Source organism: Pseudoalteromonas sp. BSi20480, from assembly GCF_000241365.1.
Classification (GTDB): Bacteria; Pseudomonadota; Gammaproteobacteria; order Enterobacterales; family Alteromonadaceae; genus Pseudoalteromonas; species Pseudoalteromonas marina.
In genome coordinates this window covers 1-20038 of record NZ_BADX01000068.1, presented here as the reverse complement: position 1 = coordinate 20038, position 20038 = coordinate 1, and the positions used below count along the sequence as shown (strand labels likewise).

At 38.6% G+C, this 20038-nt stretch carries 15 protein-coding genes and 2 pseudogenes; 7 read left to right on the top strand and 10 right to left on the bottom strand.

The genetic code is table 11. From position 1 onward, the window contains the following. The first annotated feature begins 60 nt into the window (after positions 1 to 60). Together P20480_RS11620 and P20480_RS11625 are read left to right on the top strand one after the other, a co-directional pair. A complete protein-coding gene (locus P20480_RS11620) occupies positions 61 to 792 on the top strand; it encodes a transglutaminase-like domain-containing protein (protein ID WP_033025286.1) in 732 nt (243 codons plus the stop codon). Then, a complete protein-coding gene (locus P20480_RS11625) occupies positions 779 to 1666 on the top strand; it encodes a cation diffusion facilitator family transporter (protein WP_008128682.1) in 888 nt (295 codons plus the stop codon). Before P20480_RS11620 ends, P20480_RS11625 begins: the two co-directional genes overlap by 14 nt. Before the next feature lie 71 nt (positions 1667 to 1737). Here P20480_RS11625 and P20480_RS11630 read toward each other — a convergent pair whose 3' ends face one another. The 5 genes and pseudogenes from P20480_RS11630 to P20480_RS17915 form a co-directional block, all read right to left on the bottom strand. Beyond that, positions 1738 to 4866 (bottom strand): efflux RND transporter permease subunit, encoded by a 3129-nt coding sequence (locus P20480_RS11630; RefSeq protein WP_008128680.1) that lies wholly within the window; start codon positions 4864 to 4866, stop codon positions 1738 to 1740. Between the two features lie 10 nt (positions 4867 to 4876). After that, positions 4877 to 5773 (bottom strand): efflux RND transporter periplasmic adaptor subunit, encoded by an 897-nt coding sequence (locus tag P20480_RS11635; RefSeq protein WP_008128679.1) that lies wholly within the window; start codon positions 5771 to 5773, stop codon positions 4877 to 4879. A gap of 70 nt (positions 5774 to 5843) precedes the next feature. Beyond that, positions 5844 to 7136: a TolC family protein gene (locus P20480_RS11640; RefSeq protein WP_008128677.1), complete on the bottom strand. Its 1293-nt coding sequence runs from the start codon at positions 7134 to 7136 to the stop codon at positions 5844 to 5846. Positions 7137 to 7208: 72 nt separating this feature from the next. Then, positions 7209 to 7580 carry a hypothetical protein gene (locus P20480_RS11645; protein WP_235590936.1) on the bottom strand — a complete coding sequence of 124 codons (372 nt, stop codon included), beginning with the start codon at positions 7578 to 7580 and terminating at the stop codon, positions 7209 to 7211. Between the two features lie 8 nt (positions 7581 to 7588). Further along, a pseudogene (locus P20480_RS17915) lies at positions 7589 to 8489 on the bottom strand (cation efflux transmembrane domain-containing protein). 166 nt (positions 8490 to 8655) lie between these two features. Between P20480_RS17915 and P20480_RS11650 the strand changes: the two are divergent. The 5 genes from P20480_RS11650 to P20480_RS20085 all read left to right on the top strand — a co-directional run bounded on the left by P20480_RS11650 (position 8656) and on the right by P20480_RS20085 (position 15207). Continuing rightward, a complete protein-coding gene (locus P20480_RS11650) occupies positions 8656 to 9006 on the top strand; it encodes a hypothetical protein (RefSeq protein ID WP_008128668.1) in 351 nt (116 codons plus the stop codon). A gap of 83 nt (positions 9007 to 9089) precedes the next feature. Continuing rightward, positions 9090 to 10307 carry a TolC family protein gene (locus P20480_RS11655; protein ID WP_008128666.1) on the top strand — a complete coding sequence of 406 codons (1218 nt, stop codon included), beginning with the start codon at positions 9090 to 9092 and terminating at the stop codon, positions 10305 to 10307. Positions 10308 to 10373: 66 nt separating this feature from the next. Next, a complete protein-coding gene (locus tag P20480_RS11660) occupies positions 10374 to 11708 on the top strand; it encodes an efflux RND transporter periplasmic adaptor subunit (RefSeq protein ID WP_008128664.1) in 1335 nt (444 codons plus the stop codon). 11 nt (positions 11709 to 11719) lie between these two features. After that, entirely contained in the window at positions 11720 to 14920 is a 3201-nt protein-coding gene (locus P20480_RS11665; protein ID WP_008128662.1) for an efflux RND transporter permease subunit, read from the top strand. A gap of 71 nt (positions 14921 to 14991) precedes the next feature. Beyond that, positions 14992 to 15207, top strand: coding sequence for a YkvA family protein (locus tag P20480_RS20085; RefSeq protein ID WP_050547934.1), 216 nt, complete (start codon positions 14992 to 14994; stop codon positions 15205 to 15207). 143 nt (positions 15208 to 15350) lie between these two features. Here P20480_RS20085 and P20480_RS11670 read toward each other — a convergent pair whose 3' ends face one another. The 5 genes and pseudogenes from P20480_RS11670 to P20480_RS11690 all read right to left on the bottom strand — a co-directional run. Next, positions 15351 to 15668 carry a hypothetical protein gene (locus P20480_RS11670; RefSeq protein ID WP_008128660.1) on the bottom strand — a complete coding sequence of 106 codons (318 nt, stop codon included), beginning with the start codon at positions 15666 to 15668 and terminating at the stop codon, positions 15351 to 15353. Positions 15669 to 15672: 4 nt separating this feature from the next. Beyond that, positions 15673 to 16707: a hypothetical protein gene (locus P20480_RS11675; RefSeq protein ID WP_008128659.1), complete on the bottom strand. Its 1035-nt coding sequence runs from the start codon at positions 16705 to 16707 to the stop codon at positions 15673 to 15675. A gap of 202 nt (positions 16708 to 16909) precedes the next feature. Then, positions 16910 to 17272 (bottom strand): hypothetical protein, encoded by a 363-nt coding sequence (locus P20480_RS11680; protein WP_008128657.1) that lies wholly within the window; start codon positions 17270 to 17272, stop codon positions 16910 to 16912. A 194-nt stretch (positions 17273 to 17466) separates the two neighbouring features. Further along, a complete protein-coding gene (locus P20480_RS11685; RefSeq protein WP_008128656.1) occupies positions 17467 to 18849 on the bottom strand; it encodes a PhoH family protein in 1383 nt (460 codons plus the stop codon). 255 nt (positions 18850 to 19104) lie between these two features. After that, positions 19105 to 19968: pseudogene (locus tag P20480_RS11690) on the bottom strand (PIN domain-containing protein); the annotation flags it as partial. Positions 19969 to 20038 lie beyond the last annotated feature (70 nt).

The following is a 20038-nucleotide window of genomic DNA, read 5'->3' as shown; positions in this document are numbered from 1 at the left end:
TTGACTCTATAGTTACTATAGGTTTTATAGTTAAAGCATACAAGTTAATAAGGGGTAAAAATGTGTGATAAGTATCTAACCAAGACCAGCATAGTCAATTTTGAACACAAAAATATCCAATCCCTCATAAATCAACGAAGGTGGAAAAGCTTGGATGATTTCAACAAAATTGGTGCGGCCTACCAATTTGTTAAAGATGAAATATTATTTGGCTACAATGAAAGCGATGACATTTCTGCAAGCAATGTTTTAGCGGATGGTTACGGACAATGTAATACCAAAGGTAACTTACTGATGGCCTTGTTACGAGGGTTAGGTATTCAATGCCGATTTCACGGGTTCACCATTGCTCAGCAATTGCAAAAAGGTGCTATTCCAACGTATGTCTTTTGGTTAGCGCCGAAATACATTATCCACAGTTGGGTAGAGGTTTACTTTGATGGACGTTGGATCAACTTAGAAGGCTTTATCTTGGATGAGCAATATCTCACTTCGTTACAACAGAAATTTAGCGAAGAAAAAGATAACTTTTGTGGTTATGGTGTTGCGACAAAATGCTTCTCTGCTCCAGATACAAATTGGCGCGGAACTGATACCTATATTCAAAAAGAAGGTATTCATGATGATTTCGGACTTTATGACTCTCCTGATAAGTTCTACCAAGAAAAAGGCACTAATTTGTCAGGCGTTAAACGTTGGATGTATCAGCGAGTGATCCGTCACCTGATCAACTTCAATGTCGCCAAAATAAGAAAGACGACAGTACTGGAGGTACAAAATGCACAACCATAATCACAGTCATCAGCATGGTAAAAACGACCGGATTGGCTGGGCATTTTTCCTTAATGTGATATTTACTATTATCGAATTTATTGGGGGTTGGCTAACCAACAGTACTGCGATAATGGCAGATGCCGTTCACGATCTTGGTGACAGTCTTTCTATAGGTTTTGCATGGATTTTAAGTCGTTTTTCAGATAAAGAAGCATCAGACAAATTCAGCTATGGTTATCGCCGACTTACACTTTTTGGTGCATTGGTAAATAGTATCGTTTTGATTATTGGTTCTATTTGGGTTTTATTTGAAGCAATACCGAGGTTGTCCAATCCTGAAATGCCTGTTGTCGAGGGGATGTTAGGGCTAGCGATACTCGGCGTTGCCGTTAACGGATATGCTGTATTAAAATTAAAAGCTGGAGAAACCTTAAATGAAAAAGTACTTACATGGCACTTGCTTGAAGACGTACTTGGCTGGGTTGCTGTGCTTATTGTATCTATTGTGCTGTTATTTGTAGATTTGCCCATTTTAGATCCGTTACTATCTATTGGCTTCACATTGTTTATCTTGTTCAATGTTTTTAAAAATCTGAAATCAACAATTGTCTTGTTTCTTCAGGCCGCGCCAGATGAAGAAACTCAAGAAAGTATAAAAGAGTCGCTAACTAACCTTCCAGAAGTTAATGGCGTACATCATCTGCATTTTTGGTCGTTAGATGGCGAAAGTCACGTATTAACCGCTCACATAGAATTAGTCGAAAAAATTGACGTTGATGAATTAATTAAACTTAAGGAACAAGTGGCTAAGAGACTTTCTGCCTATCGCTTGTCTCATACAACCATTGAATTTGAGTTTCCTAAAGAGACTTGCCGAGATGATGCGAATTAAACTTTAAAAATTAAAATAAAAAGATTAAATATAAAAGCAGCTTAAACATAAATTAAGCTGCTTTTTTGTTTTTAAATTTCGTCAGATTGCTGTTTACTGCTCTCAGCGCCATGCGCCCATTGATATAAAATAGGCAATACAAACAAAGTTAAAATTGTAGAAGATATAATACCGCCGATAACAACTGTTGCTAGTGGTCGTTGCACTTCTGCACCAATTCCAGTGTTTAACGCCATTGGAATAAAACCTAAACTTGCGACCAGTGCCGTCATTAAAATAGGTCTTAAACGAATGATGGCACCTTCAATGATCGCTACGTAAAGGTCGCCTTTTTCATGCCAAAGATCTCGAATAAAAGCCAACATAACCAAGCCATTTAATACGGCAACACCTGACAATGCTATGAAGCCGACACCTGCCGAAATAGATAAAGGCATGTCTCTTAAATAAAGAGAAATTACGCCCCCAGTTAATGCTAACGGTACACCACTGAAAATGATCAATGCATCTTTTAATGAACCAAATGCAATAACCAAAATACCTAAGATAACAATTAGTGTGATCGGCACAACTAAGCTTAATCTTTTACTCGCTGACTCTAGCTGTTCAAAGGTTCCGCCATAATCAAGCCAGTATCCTGCTGGAATTTCTCCTTCCTGATTAATTTTAGCTTTCACTTCTTTGACAAAACCGCCTAAATCTCTACCACGAACATTGACGGTAACCACAACTCTTCTTTTACCGCTCTCACGGCTAATTTGAGCAGGTAAAGACTCAGATTTAAGCTCTGCAACTTCTTCAAGTGGCACATAGTTACCATTCTCAAGTGGAAGCGGCAGAAATTTCAAACCATCAATATCCGTTCTAGTTTGCTCCGGTAGACGAACAACTAACTCAAATCGTCTGTCTCCTTCATAAATGATCCCCGCAGATTCCCCCCCTATTGCAGTGGCAACCCAGTCTTGCAATTCGGTAACGTTCAATCCATACCTACCAAGTGCTTCGCGTTTAGGGATTACCGATAAAGATGGAACACCTGTGACTTGTTCCATTCTGGCATCTGCTGCACCATCTACGGTTTTCACAATATTTAGAATATCTTTTGCGGTAAGTAATAACCGATCCAAATCATCGCCAAATACTTTGATGCCCACATCAGCTCTAACGCCAGAAATCAATTCATTGAAACGCATTTGAATAGGCTGAGTGAATTCATAGTTGTTGCCCGGAATGTTTTTCAGTACCTCTTCCATTTCTTCAACTAATTCACTCTTTGGCTTTGAAGGTTCGGCCCAATCTTTACGTGGTTTTAAAATAACAAAGATATCAGCAATACTCGGTGGCATTGGATCAGTTGCTACTTCTGGTGTGCCGATGCGCGAGAATACTTTATCAACTTCAGGAAACGCTTTAATACGTTGCTCAAGTACTTCTTGCATTTCTACTGATTGCTCTAGGCCAGTCGATGGAATTCTTAATGCCTGTAGTGCAATATCACCTTCATTTAATTGAGGAACAAATTCTGTCCCAAGCGTAGTTGCTAACCAAAGGCTATACCCCATTAACAGCGTTGAGAATGAAACAATAATCCAACGAAATTTCATCGCCATTTTTAACAATGGTTCATAAATAGACTTGGTTGAACGAATAACTACACTTTCTTTTTCGCTGATTTTACCTTTCATAAACACAGCTACAGCAGCAGGAACCAGTGTAACTGAAAGGATCATTGCGGAAATTAACGCCATAACGACAGTTGCCGCCATAGGGTGGAACATTTTCCCTTCAACGCCAGTTAGCGTGAAAATGGGGATGTAAACAACAGTGATAATTGCCACACCAAACAAGCTTGGACGTATCACTTCTGAAGTGGCTTCAAAAACGGTATTTAGGCGTTCTCTTAAGTCTTGCCTATGACCGTTGTGTTGGGCCTGTGCTAACCTACGGACAGAGTTTTCAACGATGATTACAGCCCCGTCCACTATCAAGCCAAAGTCCAATGCGCCGAGACTCATTAAATTGGCAGATACTCCTGCTTGCACCATACCTGTGATTGTCATTAACATGGAAATAGGGATAACAGCAGCGGTAATGAGAGCTGCACGTAAATTTCCAAGTAGAATAAATAACACAACAATAACTAAAAGCGCACCTTCAACGAGGTTTTTGGTAACGGTTGCAATCGCTTTATCTACTAATGTTGTTCTGTCGTAAACAGGCTCAGCGGTAATGCCCTTTGGCAGAGATTTTTGTATTTCGCTGAGCTTCTGTTCAACTGCTAAGGCAACGGTGCGAGAATTCTCACCAATCAGCATCATGGTTGTACCAAGCACTGTCTCAATGCCATTACGAGTAGCAGCCCCTGTTCTAAGTTCTTTGCCAATAGCAACATTGGCAACATCACTTATTTTTACAGGAATACCATTGTACTTTTTGATGATGACATTGAGGATCTCATCTATTGTCTCAAGTTGCCCAATGGAGCGCACTAACACTTGCTGTCCGTTTTGTTCGATATAACCTGCGCCACGGTTGTCATTGTTTTTACGTAATGCATCAGATATTTCTTCAAAGGTTACCTGATGAAAAAGTAATTTTTCGGGTTTAGGCGTTATGTGATATTGCTTGTTGTAGCCGCCGATACTGTTGACCTCAATGACGCCTTTAACTTGAGCCAATTGCGGTTTAATGATCCAGTCTTGTATTTCTCTTAAGGCAATAGCGGTATAAGGCTCTCCATTAGGCATTTTAGCGTCAGGAGAAGCTTGTACGGTATACATAAATATTTCGCCAAGCCCTGTCGAAATAGGACCCATTTCTGGCTCTAAGCCAGAGGGAATAACGCCTTTTATCGCAGCTAATCTTGCATTGATTAAGTTGCGAGCAAAATAAATATCGGTTCCCTCTTCAAAGATAACGGTTACTTGAGATAATCCATATCTTGACAGGGAGCGGGTGTGAGACAGCTTTGGCAATCCGGCTAAGGCTGTTTCTACAGGAAAGGTCACCCTTTGTTCCGCTTCCAAAGGTGAATAACCGGGGGCAGAAGTGTTTATTTGTACCTGCACGTTTGTTATATCTGGAACAGCATCAATGGGAAGTTTTTGATAACTCCACATACCAACGCCGATGATTACCATCAGCAAGCTTAATACTAAATAGCGCCTATTTATTGCAAGACGCAAAATTGATTCAATCATATTGCGTCTCCTAATCGTCGTCTTCTACTTCAGATTTCAATATATCTGCTTTTATCAGATAACTGTTTTTGTTTACATATTCAGTGTCTTTACTGAGGCCACCAATAACCTCGATATAGTTCTTATCTGAACGTCCTAATACAAGCGGTGCAAATTCGTACTCTTCATCTTCTTTAACAAATACACCTAATTGTCCACCTAGCTCTTGGATAGCAACTTTCTCAACGGCTAAATCCACCTTGAATTGATTTATTTTGACGTTGCCTTTTAATAATTGACCTGACGTTAGCTTTAACTCAGTGTTGTTTAATCGTACCCGTGCCAATACATAAGGTTGGTCTTTAGCTGGAATAATATTAGTGATGACTGAACTGAATGCGTGTTCACCTTGCTCAATATCAACATGCTGACCGACTTTGATTTGATTATATTGGCTGGTAAACACCTTAAATTCAGCCCACAAGGTGTCAAAATTGACGATTTCAAACAAGCTAGTGTTTTGCGTGATACCGCCAACATTTCCATTTCTCTGTAAAACTACCCCAGAAACAGGGGACGTTATTTTATAGGTATTTAAGCTTTCGTTAGATTCAATAACGGCCAATAGATCTCCTTTTTTTACCTTATCACCAACAGTGGAGTTAATTGTCTTTATAACGCCGTTATATCTAGCGCCAACTTGAAATAATTGTTCAGCGCCTATCGTCGTAGCGCCGTATACAGGGATAGTTTGGTTCAACGTTTTTGAAGCTAAATAGGCTGTTTCAACACCAAGCCTTTTTGCCATGTTATTGTTTATTTTGCTAATGCCTTCTTCGCCTTCATGTTCATCTTCACTAGCGATAACACTTTGAATGGGTGATAGATACCCAATAAAAATCAATAGTGCGAGTAAATAGTTTTTCATTTTGAATTCCTAAACGATTCAGTTAATAACTGAATCAATAAATTGTTATTAAACTTAAAGTGATGTTTATTTAGAGTGACAGCGCTTCGTTTGTTAGTTTTTCTATCTCTGCGCCATAAATTAGGGCAGCAGATGCCGCATCAATGAGGGTTCGCCGAGCATTTAACAGCTCTTGTCTAGCCGATACATAATCAAGATATCCATATCGACCTTTTTGATAGGCGTCTTGAGTATCTTCCAGTGCATCTTCAAGCATTGGGATAACCGACTGCTTTAATGAATTAGCTGTTAATATGGCTTGTTTTCTATTGGAGTATGCTCGTAGTAAGTGATTTCTAAACCTCAACTTAGTCGCCTCTTTCTCTATGGCAACTTGGTCACGCTCTGCTAGCGCACTAGCGATTGCACCAGAATTTCGCTTTTCAGCAAACAAAGGTAAGCTAAAGCCAGCGACCAGTACCGTATCATTGACTTCTTGAGAGCGCCTAACACCAACAGACCATTTGATATTGGCCGTTGACTCTGTTTTAGCCAACTGTAATTCGGCCTCTTTTAGTCGCTGCTCACTTGCATAAACTTGAATAGCAGGGTTTTTCTCTAATTTCGCAAAGAGACTACTAAAATCACTATCATTGCCAAACTGAAACAGATCTCCAGTTACTCTAGAGAATGACACTGATGTTTCTCCCCAGTAAGCTGATAAAGAAAGCTTTAGATATTCCAAGCGCTTTTGTTCAGATTGAAGGGTGAGGTTAGCCTGAGCAATAACTGCTTTTGAGCGTTTCACTTCAGCCTCAGGAGTAGCACCTGCGCGGTTACGCTGAGATACAATCTCTAACGTTTCTTGTGCTAAGCTCAAAGCATTTTCTGCCAATATAACTCTTTGTTGGGCTGCAAGTACTTCCACGTACTTCTCAGTGACTTGAGCCATTAAATTAAGCGCAGAGACTTCTTTCTCAGCATTGAGTAGTGCTCTTGATTTTGAAACAAGTCCAATCCGCGCTGAGCGTTTATCTCCCATTTCGATAACCGAAGATAGAGCGACTGTTAATTCAGCACTGTCGAATGCATTAAATTCACCTGAGCCTGCAAAGTTCTCAGCTTCAACTTCTAGTTCATAAGCAGGATTTAAACTTGCTGTTTGTTCTTGTCCTGTTAATGCGGTTTGTTTGAAATCAAATATTTTGAGTTCAGGATTTTGTTTAAGCGTCCACTGAATTGCCTCTTGAAGATTTAACTGCTTTTCAAAGGCATAAACATTAAATGTAAAAAGTGACAACGCGAGAAACGCGATATATTTAAGCCGAGGTGTTACACACCTCAAAATTGCTATCTTGCGATGCACACAGGTATTAAGTGCCATGTATACTTTCCTATAAATTTATATGTTTTTTTCGGTCATTAACATTTGACCTTTCATAATTTTCTATAAAATTTAGGCGTATTTAGGTGGGCGGAATGGCACCGAGATATAGCCTTTTAGCTCAGGAGAAACTAAGGCGTAGGTAAGGAAATATTCTATTGTTTGTAAAATGTTACAAGAATAATCTGCATTTAAAAATAAGTGACAACAGCAACAAAAATTACAATTATCAATTGAAGTGTTGCTATTACTCACCTCAAATATATTGGAGGTTTCTGGAGATTTTAGCGGGGTAATAGACTCAGTTAGTGATGTATTAAAAGAACTTTCAATTAAGTTTACTTCAAGCTCTTCTAGCGAAAAAAACACAGATTGCACCGCGATTAAAATCATTATCACGTATGATATATTTGATTTGATATACGATGAGTGCATTATTTTCATTTCTCTGCTTAATACTTTAGCTGTAAGATGCGGCGAGCACCGTTTAAAACGACAAGAGCAATTATCAAACCAATCACTAAATCTGGATAACGACTGCTTGTTGCTGTAACTAATAAGCCAGCTAAAATTACACCAACGTTTGCGATAACGTCATTTGCTGAAAAAATCCAACTCGCTTTCATATGAGCGCCGTCTTCTTTGTTGCCAAATATCAAAAACAGACAAGCAACGTTAGCGATTAGTGCTATTCCACCAAATATCATCATTAAAGAAGAGATCGGTTCACTACCGTAAACAAAGCGTCTTACGACTTCGCTCAAAGCACCTAGCGCTAGAATAACTTGAAGCACACCAGATATATGTGCTGCTCTAAGTTTCATGCTAATACTTTTACCTACGGCATAAATAGCTAAACCATACACAGCAGCATCAGCAAACATATCTAATGAGTCTGCAATTAGGCCAGCAGACTGTGCAATAATCCCAGCAATTACTTCTATAAAAAACATGACTCCATTAATGGCTAACAACCATTTTAGGGTTGATGCTTCTTTCATCTCATTTTTTTGGGTCTAAGTCTTTTGCTTTTGCAGCTTCTGTACTGCAACTTTGTTTAGTTGACTCTAACTCTGCACCGAGTTTAAGTTGTTGTAACTTTTTTGTTATCTCATCTAAATTTTCATCATGAAAAACTTTGACTAAGCGATTAGGAATATCAAACTGCAATCCAACTGAAGGCTGAATTGAGTCAAGTGCTAATCTGATCAATCTCTCTTCTGAAGGACAGTCCATTTGAGGCACTTTATATGTACTGACAAACGCGCCACTATAGTTATCTAATTGTGTATCAATTTTTACGTCTTCGTTGGTAGGAGATGATTGACACTTACCACTACATTTTTCTGACATATTTAACATTCCGAAACAATATTAAAATAAGTATAAAATCTATAGTGGCTATAGAGTCAAATAAAAAGTTATTTAATTTGAAAAGATTGGGAAGTAACTAAATTGGCTAGTTTAAGTAAATAGTTTCTGCTAGTATTTTAAATACTATATTTAACAGGTAATAACTTTGAACCTTAATGTTGTGCTAAAAATACTATTAGTCGTTTCTATTGTTTTGCAATCGTTAACTGCTGTTGTATCCGCAACATCTGAGAATCACCAGATAGATATAGAGCACCTTCAAACTCAACATGATCATGACGATGATCGAAATGTTTTAAATGATAATACAGATGATGAACAGCACGATGTAAAGGATTGTCATCACTGTGGTCATTGCAGTGGCAGCCACTTATCTTGGATTTTAGTCAGTAATTCAAATGTCGATGGTAAGCTAAATATTATCAATAAAACTCCTTATCAATTTGACCAGACAAAAGCCTTCCTAGAAGCGATACATCGCCCACCTATTTCTTAATTAGATTAATTTTTAATGACCTATTTATTCTTTAACAATGGATAAAGGGTTCGTGTTTATTAATTTTAAAATTAAGAACTTTTATGTATATATATTTAAAAAATGCAGGTTTAGTCCTGTCTTTATGCATGGCTGTGAGTTTTTCAGTTGCCACTTATGGCAAACAGAAAAGTATTTCATGGCTAGATAGTCAAATAAATAAAGATCCCGAAGTTGTTGCGGCAAAAGAGTTACTTAATGCAAGTAATCATAGAGCCAAAAGTTTAACTCAAGCCGTATATAACCCAGAGCTTGAAGCAAACTATGAAAAAGAAGGTGATTTTGATAATTACTCTATTGGTATCAGTCAAACGATAGATTTTTGGGATAAGCAATCAACAAATAAAACCATTGGTGAAATTGATGTTTATGCAAACCAGCAACAATTGTTATCTCTACTCGATTCTAAAAAGGCTAATGCCTTAACTGCATTAGTTAATTGGCAAGCAGCAAAAAAAGCTGCTCAGTTACTTTCAGAAAGAGAAGAGCAATTGCAAACGCTCGTTGGAATTGTTGAAGACAAACGAAAAGCTGGACTTCTAGAGCCACTTGACGCTGAGCTAGTCTATTTAAACTTGTCGCAAATTTTTAGTGAAATATCTGAGTCTCAAATTGCTTTTAAAAATGCAGAGATAAAGGTTCAGGAGTTATTGCCAGATTGGACGCCTAATACCGCCAATTTACCCTTATTTACTTTTGGAGCAACAAGCTATTCATTTGATTCACAGTGGGTTGAGGATCATCCAAAAGTTAAACTCGCAAGAGCGCAATGGAAGGGGCAACAATCTAAAGCTCAACTAACCACTATGGAATCTAAACCTAATCCAACCATTGGAGTTAGCGCAGGTAAAAGTGGAGATGAAGACTTGGTTGGTGTGACTTTCTCAATTCCTTTAAACATCAGAAATAACTATTCAGATACTGTTAAAGCCGCTTATTCAGAAGCCATTGCAGCAGAGGCCCACTTTCATTCAATTTACCGAAAACAGTCTTTTGAAGCAAAAGCTAATTATGAGTCGCTGACTGTCAGTAAAAATTACTACCAGCAATGGCACAAACTCACCCAAGGCAGGTTGGCTAGCAGCGCAAAGTTACTCAACAAACGCTGGGAAGCTGGTGACATAAATACTTCTGATTATTTACTCGCATTAAATCAACGCGCGGAAGCGCTTCATGCAGGCATCCGGTTGGAAAAGCAATTTAAGCTTGCAGAAATATCCTTCGTTTTAAGTATAGGTCAGTTATCAAAACTTGAGATTTGAACGCGCTAATTTTTCATTAGCGAAAGAAGCGAAATCTTAAATTTATAAAAAATATAGGTTACAAAAATGAATACAATATTTAGTAAAAAATTATTAGCCGTAGTAATTAGCAGCCTGTTAGTAGGGCTTACTACAAGTCATGATGCTTTTGCACAGTCGTCAGATGTTACTGATTCTGTCACAAAGCTTTCCAAACAAGACACAAAAGAACATAAACACTCTGAGAACGAGAGAGTTCATGCTAAAGAACACCCTGAGCATAGTGAGTACTCAGAAAGAGAAAGCCTAAAAGGTCAAGAAGAAGATCTTGACGAGCACGGCCACGAAAAAGGACATAAGGAAGAAAAAGGTGACCATGACCACGGAAATGAGAATAAAGAAGACGAACATGAAGAAGGTATAACTCTTAGCCCGAAAAATATGTCACTTGCTAACATCAAAGTAGAAAGCGTCATCCCAGAATATCAATACAGTTCGATATACGCACCCGGTGAAATCAAGGCAAATGGTTACAGAAGTTATGTCGTATCTCCTCGTACTGAATCGGTCATTATTAGTCGCCATGCAGCTCTTGGAGAACACGTAGAATTAGGCCAAAAGTTAGTCACATTATTTAGTGAAGCGATGGCACAAGCACAAGCGGACTATTTAATCGCTTCAACAGAATGGCAACGCATTAAAAAACTAGGCAATAAAACCGTCAGCGAAAGCCGCTTGTTGCTAGCTGAAACAACTTACAACGCTTCTTACGGAAAACTCATTGCTTTAGGGTTAACTGAAAAAGCAATTCAGAGTATTTCTAACAAAGACATTAAAGCATTTGGGCAATATACATTAACAGCACAGCGTGAAGGCGTAGTGCTTCAAGACGATTTTATCCAAGGACAACGCGTTAATGCTGGTGATACTGTGATGTTGCTAGCAGACGAAAAGCAACTATGGGTAGAAGCAAAAGTTTCGCCTAATAAAAAGCTTGATTTGTCCAAAAACTCTCCGGGGATAGTCAAATTAGAGGGGCAAAGTTACAACGCAAAAGTCATTCAAGAAGCGCACACTATCGATCCATTAACTAGAACGAGGATAGTTCGTCTGTCAGTCGAAAACAAAGACGACAACCTCCATTCAGGTATGTTTGTAAAAGTCTATTTTCAATTTTCAACCCAAGAGAAAGTAATGGCTGTGCCGGAAGAAGCCTTGGTCCGCGGTGCTGATGGTGATTGGACCATATTCGTTGAAGACCACCCCGGAGAATTTAAAGCTGTAGAAATTGAATTAGGGCGAGCCTTAGGTGATTTTAGGGAAATAATCGGCGTTGAAAGTGGAACACGAATTGTCACCAAAGGCGCTTTCTTTGTTGCTTCTGAAATTGCAAAAGGCGGATTTGATCCGCACAACCACTAAGGAGAAATACAATGTTTAATAAAATTATTGATTGGTCCGTAAACAACCGACTCCTTATCTTAATCGCTCTTTTTGCCTCTATTGTTTGTGCAATAATGGTTATTCCAAAGTTAAATTTGGATGCCTTCCCTGATGTCACTAACGTTCAGGTTGCCGTGAATACTGAAGCGCCCGGATTGGCAGCGGAAGAAGTTGAACAACTTATTACTTATCCGATAGAAGCTGTGATGTACGCCTTGCCTGATGTTGAGCAAGTACGTTCGATTTCTAAAACAGGTTTATCTGGTGTCACTGTCGTTTTTAAAGAAGGCACCGATATTTACTTTGCTAGGCAACTTGTCTTTGAACGACTTCAAGCGGCAAAAGAATTGATCCCAGAAGGTGTTGGTACACCGAATATGGGACCGAACACCTCTGGGTTAGGTCAAGTATTTCAATATTTATTGATATCAGATAAAGACGCTGGTTTTGACGCGATGGCACTTAGAAGTCTCAATGATTGGATTGTCAAACTACTTATCATGCCCGTCGATGGTGTTACTGACGTTCTGTCTTTTGGAGGCAACGTTAGGCAATACCAAGTAAACATTGATCCTTCAAAACTTCTTGAATACGACCTAACCCAAGAAGATGTCGTCACTGCCCTAGATAGCAATAATGCCAATGTTGGCGGCTGGTATATGAATCGAGGCCAAGAACAACTGGTCATTCGAGGTACGGGGTGGTTTGAAAGTGGAGATGCTGGCATCGGTAATATCAAGCAAGTACCAGTAAAAACCTTCGATGGAACAGTAATAACCGTTTCTGACATAGCAAAAGTTGGAATGGGCAGCGAAATTCGACAAGGCGCTGTTACCATGACTCGCAAAACAGCAGAGGGCAAAGTCGAGAATCTAGGTGAAGTGGTTTCAGGTATTGTATTGAAGCGGATGGGGTCAAACACTAAGGCCACCATTGATGGAATCAATGCAAGAATACCACTAATTAATCAAGCGCTTCCAAAAGGCGTTCGCTTTGAACCCTTCTATGATCAAGCTGATTTAATTGAGAAAGCAGTTAATACCGTCGTTGAAGCACTAGCATTAGCTTTTGTTTTCATCTGTATTGTACTGGCGCTTTTCTTAATGAACCTACGGGCAACCTTTTTGGTTTTAATTTCAATTCCTATCTCAATTGGCATTGCTTTGATGATCATGGCTTGGTGGGGTATTTCTGCCAACCTTATGTCACTGGGTGGAATTGCTGTGGCTATTGGTATGTTGGTCGATGGTTCGGTGGTGATGGTTGAAAACATGTTTAAACATTTAAATAAGCCAGATTCAACTAACTCAGACAGTGTTCACGCTAGAGTTCCTGCCTCTGACACAGACCCACACGATGTTGAGCATGATGATCACGGTATTGAATTGCGTCTCAAGGAAGCAGGCAAAGAAGTCGCCCGTCCGGTATTTTTTGCAGCGTCTATTATCTTAGTGGTATTTACGCCATTATTTAGCTTCGAAGGGGTAGAAGCAAAACTCTTTCAACCTATGGCAATCAGTATCATCTTAGCGGTAGTATCTGCCATCATGGTGGCCTTGTTTGTTGTGCCTGCTCTGGCTACTTATCTGTTTAAAACTGGTGTAAAAGAAAAAGAAAGTTTCGTACTAAAACCTTTAGACAAACTTTACAGAAAAGGGCTTACTTTCGCATTAAAACGCACGAAGTTAGTCATTTCAGCTTCACTTGTTTTAGTTATCTCTGCATTTGCATTAGTGCCATTTATTGGCACTGAATTTGTTCCTGAGCTAGAGGAAGGGACGATTAATTTAAGAGCAACCCTCGCTCCTTCTTCTAGTTTAGATACAGCACTTACTGTTGCTCCAATTCTAGAAGAAAAATTAATGACCTTTCCTGAAGTAACTTATGCCCTGAGCAGAATTGGACGAGCTGAAATAGGTGGAGATCCAGAGCCTGTGAACAACATAGAAATTTATATAGGATTAAAACCAGTTTCTGAGTGGACAAGCGCTTCTAATCGATATGAACTTCAAGCTAAAATGGAAAGGTCACTGGAAGAGTTTCCGGGGTTGCTACTTAACTTTTCTCAGCCCATTGCCACTCGTGTTGATGAATTATTATCAGGTGTAAAAGCGCAATTAGCGATCAAGCTATTTGGACCAGAGCTTGATGTGTTAGCCAATAAAGGTCAGGAAATTGAAGCTGCAATTAAAGAAGTTGAAGGTGCTAGAGATGTCGCTTTAGAACAAATTGCTGGTGAAGCTCAATTAGTGATCAAGCCTAATAGACAGGAATTGTCACGATTTGGCCTGTCCGTTATCGACGTAATGGAGGTTGTGCGAGACGGCATTGGTGGCGTCGAGGCAGGGCAAATTATTAACGGCAATGAACGCTACGATATTTATGTACGTTTAGAAGAAGAATATCGTCGAAACAAAGAAGCTATCTCAGATATTCGACTTCAATCACCAACTGGGGCTTGGGTGCGCTTAGGTGATGTTGCATCCGTTTCATTTGAGTCTGGTCCACCGCAAGTCAGGCGCGATGATGTACAAAGACGAGTGGTTATTCAAGCAAACGTCCAAAATCGAGATATGGGTAGTGTTGTAGCTGATATCAGAGAGATAATAGCTAAAAAGGTTAATTTGCCTTCCGGTTATTCTATTTCTATTGGTGGACAATTTGAAAGCCAGCAGCGTGCGCAAAAAAGATTAGCTATAGTGGTTCCTTTATCATTAGGGTTAATAGCACTATTGCTTTACTTTGCCTTTGGCTCCGTTGGTCAGGCTATGTTGATACTAGTCAATGTACCTCTTGCTGTGATTGGTGGTGTGTTTTCTCTGTATTTGTCAAACCAATACTTATCAGTGCCTAGCTCGGTGGGGTTCATTACCTTATTCGGCGTTGCAGTATTAAACGGTGTAGTAATGGTAGAGAGCATCAATCAACGTATTAAAGATGGGTTAGACACCTCCAAAGCCGTTTTTGATGGCGCAACCTCTAGATTAAGACCCGTATTAATGACGGCTATCACTTCAGCATTGGGCTTAATCCCAATGTTAATGTCTAGCGGTGTTGGTGCTGAAATACAACGTCCTTTAGCAAGTGTTATTGTCGGAGGATTAATTACGGCAACCTTATTAACATTATTTGTGCTGCCTGTTTTATACAGTTGGTTTTCTAGGAAGAAAATAAAAGAATTATCTAGATAGAAAAATTTTTATAATGAACGAATATCTCACACTTAAGTGACGTTTTGTGTGGGATTACAATCTTAACTGTAGTGGCCAAAATCACTGTACCACTACAGTATGTAAAAGCCATTGCAATTATAGTCGCAGCTTACGCACTAAGCCCGATAGACTTAGTTCCAGATTTCATACCAATATTGGGGTTGATAGATGACTTTATAATTCTGCCTCTTGGTTTTGCACTAATTATTTATTTAACCCCCAAAAAAAATATTACGAATCGCAAAAATAAAAGCTCAACAATATAACGAAAAGCCAATAAGCTATATTAGCGCAATTGCGGTTATTTTAGTCTGGTTTGTAGCTTTACTTTTTATTGCGCATTCAATTCAAAGCAAATTTATTACATGATTTTTTTAAAATTTATACTTAAAAATATACGTTATTTGAGCTATCTCATTTTTAAAATCGTTTCAGGTGTATATTGTCCTAAGCGCATAGTAGCGAGTTCATCAGTCGTTACACTGAATAATTTGGGCTTATCGGATAGTGAATAGCAGTTACCGTTGTGTGTGATGACCTCCATCTTGTTATCAACAAATCTTTTGCTAACAATTATGGAGGTAACAATTTGCTCATAGGGACGAAATCTAAATGTTTCATCTTCGATTACCTGACCAGCTAACACATCGCCTAAATAAGCCTTATTAGCGCCCAGACTGCCAAAAACAGAAACAATACTTACATCGACTAAAAATGTTTTTTCCATCAGCTTATACCGCCTCTTTTACCTTGATCGGTCTAAAACCCACGGAAAAGCGAGTACCTTTTAAGGCAAACCAGTCATTGCTAGCATCAGTGTGTGACATTAAGATTTTCTTTTGCTCAATTTGCATATCTGTGAGAACTTCATGATTCGCGTATGAGGTACTGATGCGGTGAGCTTCAAAAACTAGAGACTGTTGTTCAACTTTAATAATGTATTTCTGAAATTCCTTAGTATTTTTGACTAATAGATTTAGCTTAGGCAGCTCTGTATTTATTTTTTTAGCTTTTTCTGTGGGCAGCATAAAACCAAATACAAGGTATCGCTTACGTCGTATGTGATAAAACGCTGGGGTTTCACTACCATTTTGTAATACGTCACCAAAGGCACTTTTCAGGTTGTTCTGAAGCCAATTTTTATGTTTCTCAATTTTGTTTCTTTCCGCACCTAAAGTAGCCTTATGGAGATTACTATCTTGTTTAAGTCTTCTTGAAAGATAAGTACTTATATTGTCGTATGACAACTTACTCAGTGGATATTTTGAAGCGACCAATCTAAATGTTCGCGTATGAACCAACAAATCAGCATAAAGCACTTCTGTAGGATCAGTCAGTGTACTAAAATAAGGTTTCCAATTTAATTGGAATTCAGCGCCTGTGTTTACAATAAACCGAGACTCATCAAGTAACCCCATTGATTTATAAATCGCTGAGATTATTTGCAATTGTGGCTTTTCTATAAGATTAAGTGACAATATTCTTGCCGACATCACTTCAATTTCTTTGTGAAGTTCATCAATCAACTCATCGTCATCAACTTCACCAATGAAAATATATTTTAGTGTGTCATGTTCAAAAATGGCATGAAGATTATTTTTTGAATATTCGTGTCGCAGGCTTTGTTCAGCAGCCGAAAAATTAGCGAAATTATAAACACCTCTCGCGAATAACCCTGCTGCTATTAATTCGGGAATCTCAAGTAGCCAAGCAAAAATTTTGGCCTGATATTGAAGTTTAGTATGTAATTGCTCAAGCAAAATCATTTAGTTCTCCAAACGACATGACGAATAAACAACGGCCTACGGGACACGATGTTTGTTCAGTTTGAATCACCAAATTTTCTCGGATGCTCCGCTTCATTGTTCATGATTAAAAAAACCATGTGTAAGCATAGGCTGTCCGGTCAGCCTTCATTTCATATTATCTCAAATAAATAAAATGGCAACTTACGTATTTGTACAATTCTTAGGTAGATAATTTGCCTTTAAACTCGTCAAACTCAAGCCCAAAAAGGGATACGACCATTTCTTCATTTATATTGGAACCGGGAAATTTTTTTTCAAAATTTCCAATGATGCTATCTAGGTGGCTAGCTAATATTTTTACCAAAAATATTTCCGAGTTTGGAGAGAGAGCAGACAGCGCTATCAATGGATTGTCAAAAGATTCAGCTTTTATTTTTACTAGTAAATCGCTGTAACTATCACAGCCATAAAGACAAATAGATACTCCTTCTTGGGCCTGCCCAAGGGGAATTAATAATTTTTTTGACAACCTCTTTGCCTGACGCTTTACATTGCTTATAAGCGCTTCTGATTCAAAAGACATACGCACACCAAAATATAACAACTAAGGTCCACAGCACCTAAGTTATTACATCTTCAATGTATGATTAATCTTTTAAACTCAGAGTAAATCCATTTCGTCCGCATATGTGGAAACAGGCTTCTCTGAAAAGCCACTGCAAAAAGCAGTGGCTATTGTCGCAATATTATAATGAAAAGTGAATTGTAGTTTGATCTCTACATGTTCTTTTCGGTGAATTCAGCCAAGCTACTGCGCTCTACTTCATCAAAGATAAGAACTGATCCTTTTTCATAGTGACGGTATACATTTACGGCAGCAGAGGCTCCACTTGAGGCGGCTGTTACGAACTTATCATCTATCTGAGCTAGGTTACCGAGTACGATTGTACGACAATTCTTTCCTCCCCGACTAAGCATCCCTTTGATCTGAGCACGTGTCATGTTTTGAGCTTCATCAATAATTAACACAGCATCGTCTATTGAACGGCCTCTAAAGTAAGCCATACTGGTAAATTCTATATTAGCTCTTTCGATCACATGTTCAACTGTAGCGTGAATATTTCCTTCATGATTATCACTAGAGTGCATCGAAATAAGTGCGTCTGTAATGCCTGCAAGTAGAGGCATCGATTTTTCTGTTAAATCCCCCGGTAAGAATCCCGGATCGTCGTCCATGAAGTCTCTTGAGCGCACAACGACTATTTTTTTGTACTTTTTCAACTCCAATACTTGATGTAGCCCCGCCGCAACTGCTAAAAAAGTTTTTCCGGAGCCAGCTGGGCCAAGGATGATATTTAAGTCATAATAAGGGTCTGTTAATTGACTTAAAGCTACCGCTTGGCGCTGGTTTTTAGGCAAAATGCCCCATACTTTTTCATGCTTACGCGGCAATAACTTTGTGTATACCTCATTATCTGTAACTTCTGAAATTCGCCCAATGTGTTCAGCTTCATCGTACCAATACATGTTTGGCTGGACTTCATCATTAAATAGACTTATTGGGAAAGTATAAACTTCTCCTGAAACCTTGAAGTCTTTATCTGATTTAATTCGATCAAAAAGATCTCCTTCAAAGGCTTGTACCCCTGTGTATAAAAGATCAATATCTGATATTTGATTATCTACGGCAACGTCCTCAGCCCTAACCCCAACTGTTCGAGCTTTCAATCGCATATTAATATCACGGCTAACAATTGTTACGTCTTTATCGAGTTGTTTTTGAAGATATAAAGCATAATTAATTATTCTGTTATCAGCGTCACTTCCTATCCCGTGCTTTAACTCTTTAGCCATATCCAGCTGAGTGTCAATCCCGATGAAAAGCTTTCCTCTCTGGGCTGTTTCGGTAGATGGTAAAGGAATACCTACTTCCATTTCCTCAGCTGTATGTCCATTTATGATGTCTTCCAACATTCTTATACACATTCGTGCATCTGCACTTACAGATTTATTGGTTCTTTCCTTTAGGTTATCAAGCTCTTCAAGAACCGTTAGACAGATGTAAATATCATCTTTGTAGCTAAGAAGAGATTTTGGATCATGTACTAATGCAGATGTATCTAATACACGTGGACTTCTATTTTCATTTGAATTCTTCATATTAGTTCTCCTTTGAGAACAATTTTGATTAACTAGCATTTAAGATTTACCTTTGCTTATTATTTTTATTAGTGCTTTCTTGCAGGTTAAATCCTTGATTTATTTTTTGTATAGCGACTACTTTAATTAAGCGATACCTAATGAAAGACAAGCTGAAGTTTGATTTAGCTTAAACCTATAACTTAAATTATTAAGTAATCTCTTGGCTTTCGAAGAGGTCTGCACAAATATTGAAAAAAAGCTTGCAGTAATACCTGTTTTCCCACATCCAGCGGGACCCGTTAAAATCACCAGTTCAATGCTAGTATCAAGTAATGCATCAAGCGCCATACCCTGATAAATATTTTTGGGCTTAACGCCCCATGCATGATGATGCATTAACCGCTCAACACTAATATCTTTTATAGTAATGTGCTTATCATCAAACGATTTTACCCTAGCTGCAAAGTGATTACTCTCGTCAAGTAAATACTCATTACAAAATACATCGGGTATTAAATTTTTAGGCACATGATGAAACGTATCTCGCCCGTGCTGCTCTGTATTGCATTGCCCTACATGTTCCCAAAAATCACCCTCTACTTTTTTATAACCGCTAGTGAGCAAATTAATATCATCAATAAGCTGATCTGTTCGGTAATCCTCTACATATTTAAGCCCTGCACCTTTAGCTTTTAAGCGCATGTTTATATCTTTGGTAACCAATATCACTTTTGAATCGCTATGCTGCTTTTGTAAATATACAGCACAGTTAATAATTCGATGGTCGTTTTCATTGCCTGGCAAACCCGAAATTGAATCTGCGAATAAATGATCGTTAACAATAATGAGCGTACCGGCAGAGCTCGACTTTGCTTTTTTATTACTGGGTAAGGCTACACCTTGTAGCATTTGTTCAGGGGTTGCGTTTTTGAGTACCTCATCTAAACCACGAATTGCAACGCGGGCATCGCGGCTTACATCGTGTTTTCTATCTTTAATATGATCAAGCTCTTCAAGTACGGTCATCGGAATAACCACGTTATGTTCTTGAAAAGACAAATAAGCGAGGGGTTCATGGAGGAGTACGTTGGTGTCTAGCACATACATTTTACTTTCAAGGTTCGAAGCTTTTTCCATAGCACTTTCCTTACGTTTTATGATTTTTATGCTATACCAAAATAACTAAGTAAAACGGGCAAAAATCAAA

What these genes read in the sequence shown, in the direction of transcription:
- P20480_RS11620 (WP_033025286.1), top strand. Translation starts at nt 61, where the DNA reads ATGTGTGATAAGTATCTAACCAAGACCAGCATAGTCAATTTTGAACAC.
- P20480_RS11625 (WP_008128682.1), top strand. Translation starts at nt 779, where the DNA reads ATGCACAACCATAATCACAGTCATCAGCATGGTAAAAACGACCGGATT.
- P20480_RS11670 (WP_008128660.1), bottom strand. Translation starts at nt 15,668, where the DNA reads ATGGAAAAAACATTTTTAGTCGATGTAAGTATTGTTTCTGTTTTTGGC.
- P20480_RS11665 (WP_008128662.1), top strand. Translation starts at nt 11,720, where the DNA reads ATGTTTAATAAAATTATTGATTGGTCCGTAAACAACCGACTCCTTATC.
- P20480_RS11685 (WP_008128656.1), bottom strand. Translation starts at nt 18,849, where the DNA reads ATGAAGAATTCAAATGAAAATAGAAGTCCACGTGTATTAGATACATCT.
- P20480_RS11655 (WP_008128666.1), top strand. Translation starts at nt 9,090, where the DNA reads ATGTATATATATTTAAAAAATGCAGGTTTAGTCCTGTCTTTATGCATG.
- P20480_RS11645 (WP_235590936.1), bottom strand. Translation starts at nt 7,580, where the DNA reads ATGAAAATAATGCACTCATCGTATATCAAATCAAATATATCATACGTG.
- P20480_RS11640 (WP_008128677.1), bottom strand. Translation starts at nt 7,136, where the DNA reads ATGGCACTTAATACCTGTGTGCATCGCAAGATAGCAATTTTGAGGTGT.
- P20480_RS11660 (WP_008128664.1), top strand. Translation starts at nt 10,374, where the DNA reads ATGAATACAATATTTAGTAAAAAATTATTAGCCGTAGTAATTAGCAGC.
- P20480_RS11635 (WP_008128679.1), bottom strand. Translation starts at nt 5,773, where the DNA reads ATGAAAAACTATTTACTCGCACTATTGATTTTTATTGGGTATCTATCA.
- P20480_RS11630 (WP_008128680.1), bottom strand. Translation starts at nt 4,866, where the DNA reads ATGATTGAATCAATTTTGCGTCTTGCAATAAATAGGCGCTATTTAGTA.
- P20480_RS11675 (WP_008128659.1), bottom strand. Translation starts at nt 16,707, where the DNA reads ATGATTTTGCTTGAGCAATTACATACTAAACTTCAATATCAGGCCAAA.
- P20480_RS11680 (WP_008128657.1), bottom strand. Translation starts at nt 17,272, where the DNA reads ATGTCTTTTGAATCAGAAGCGCTTATAAGCAATGTAAAGCGTCAGGCA.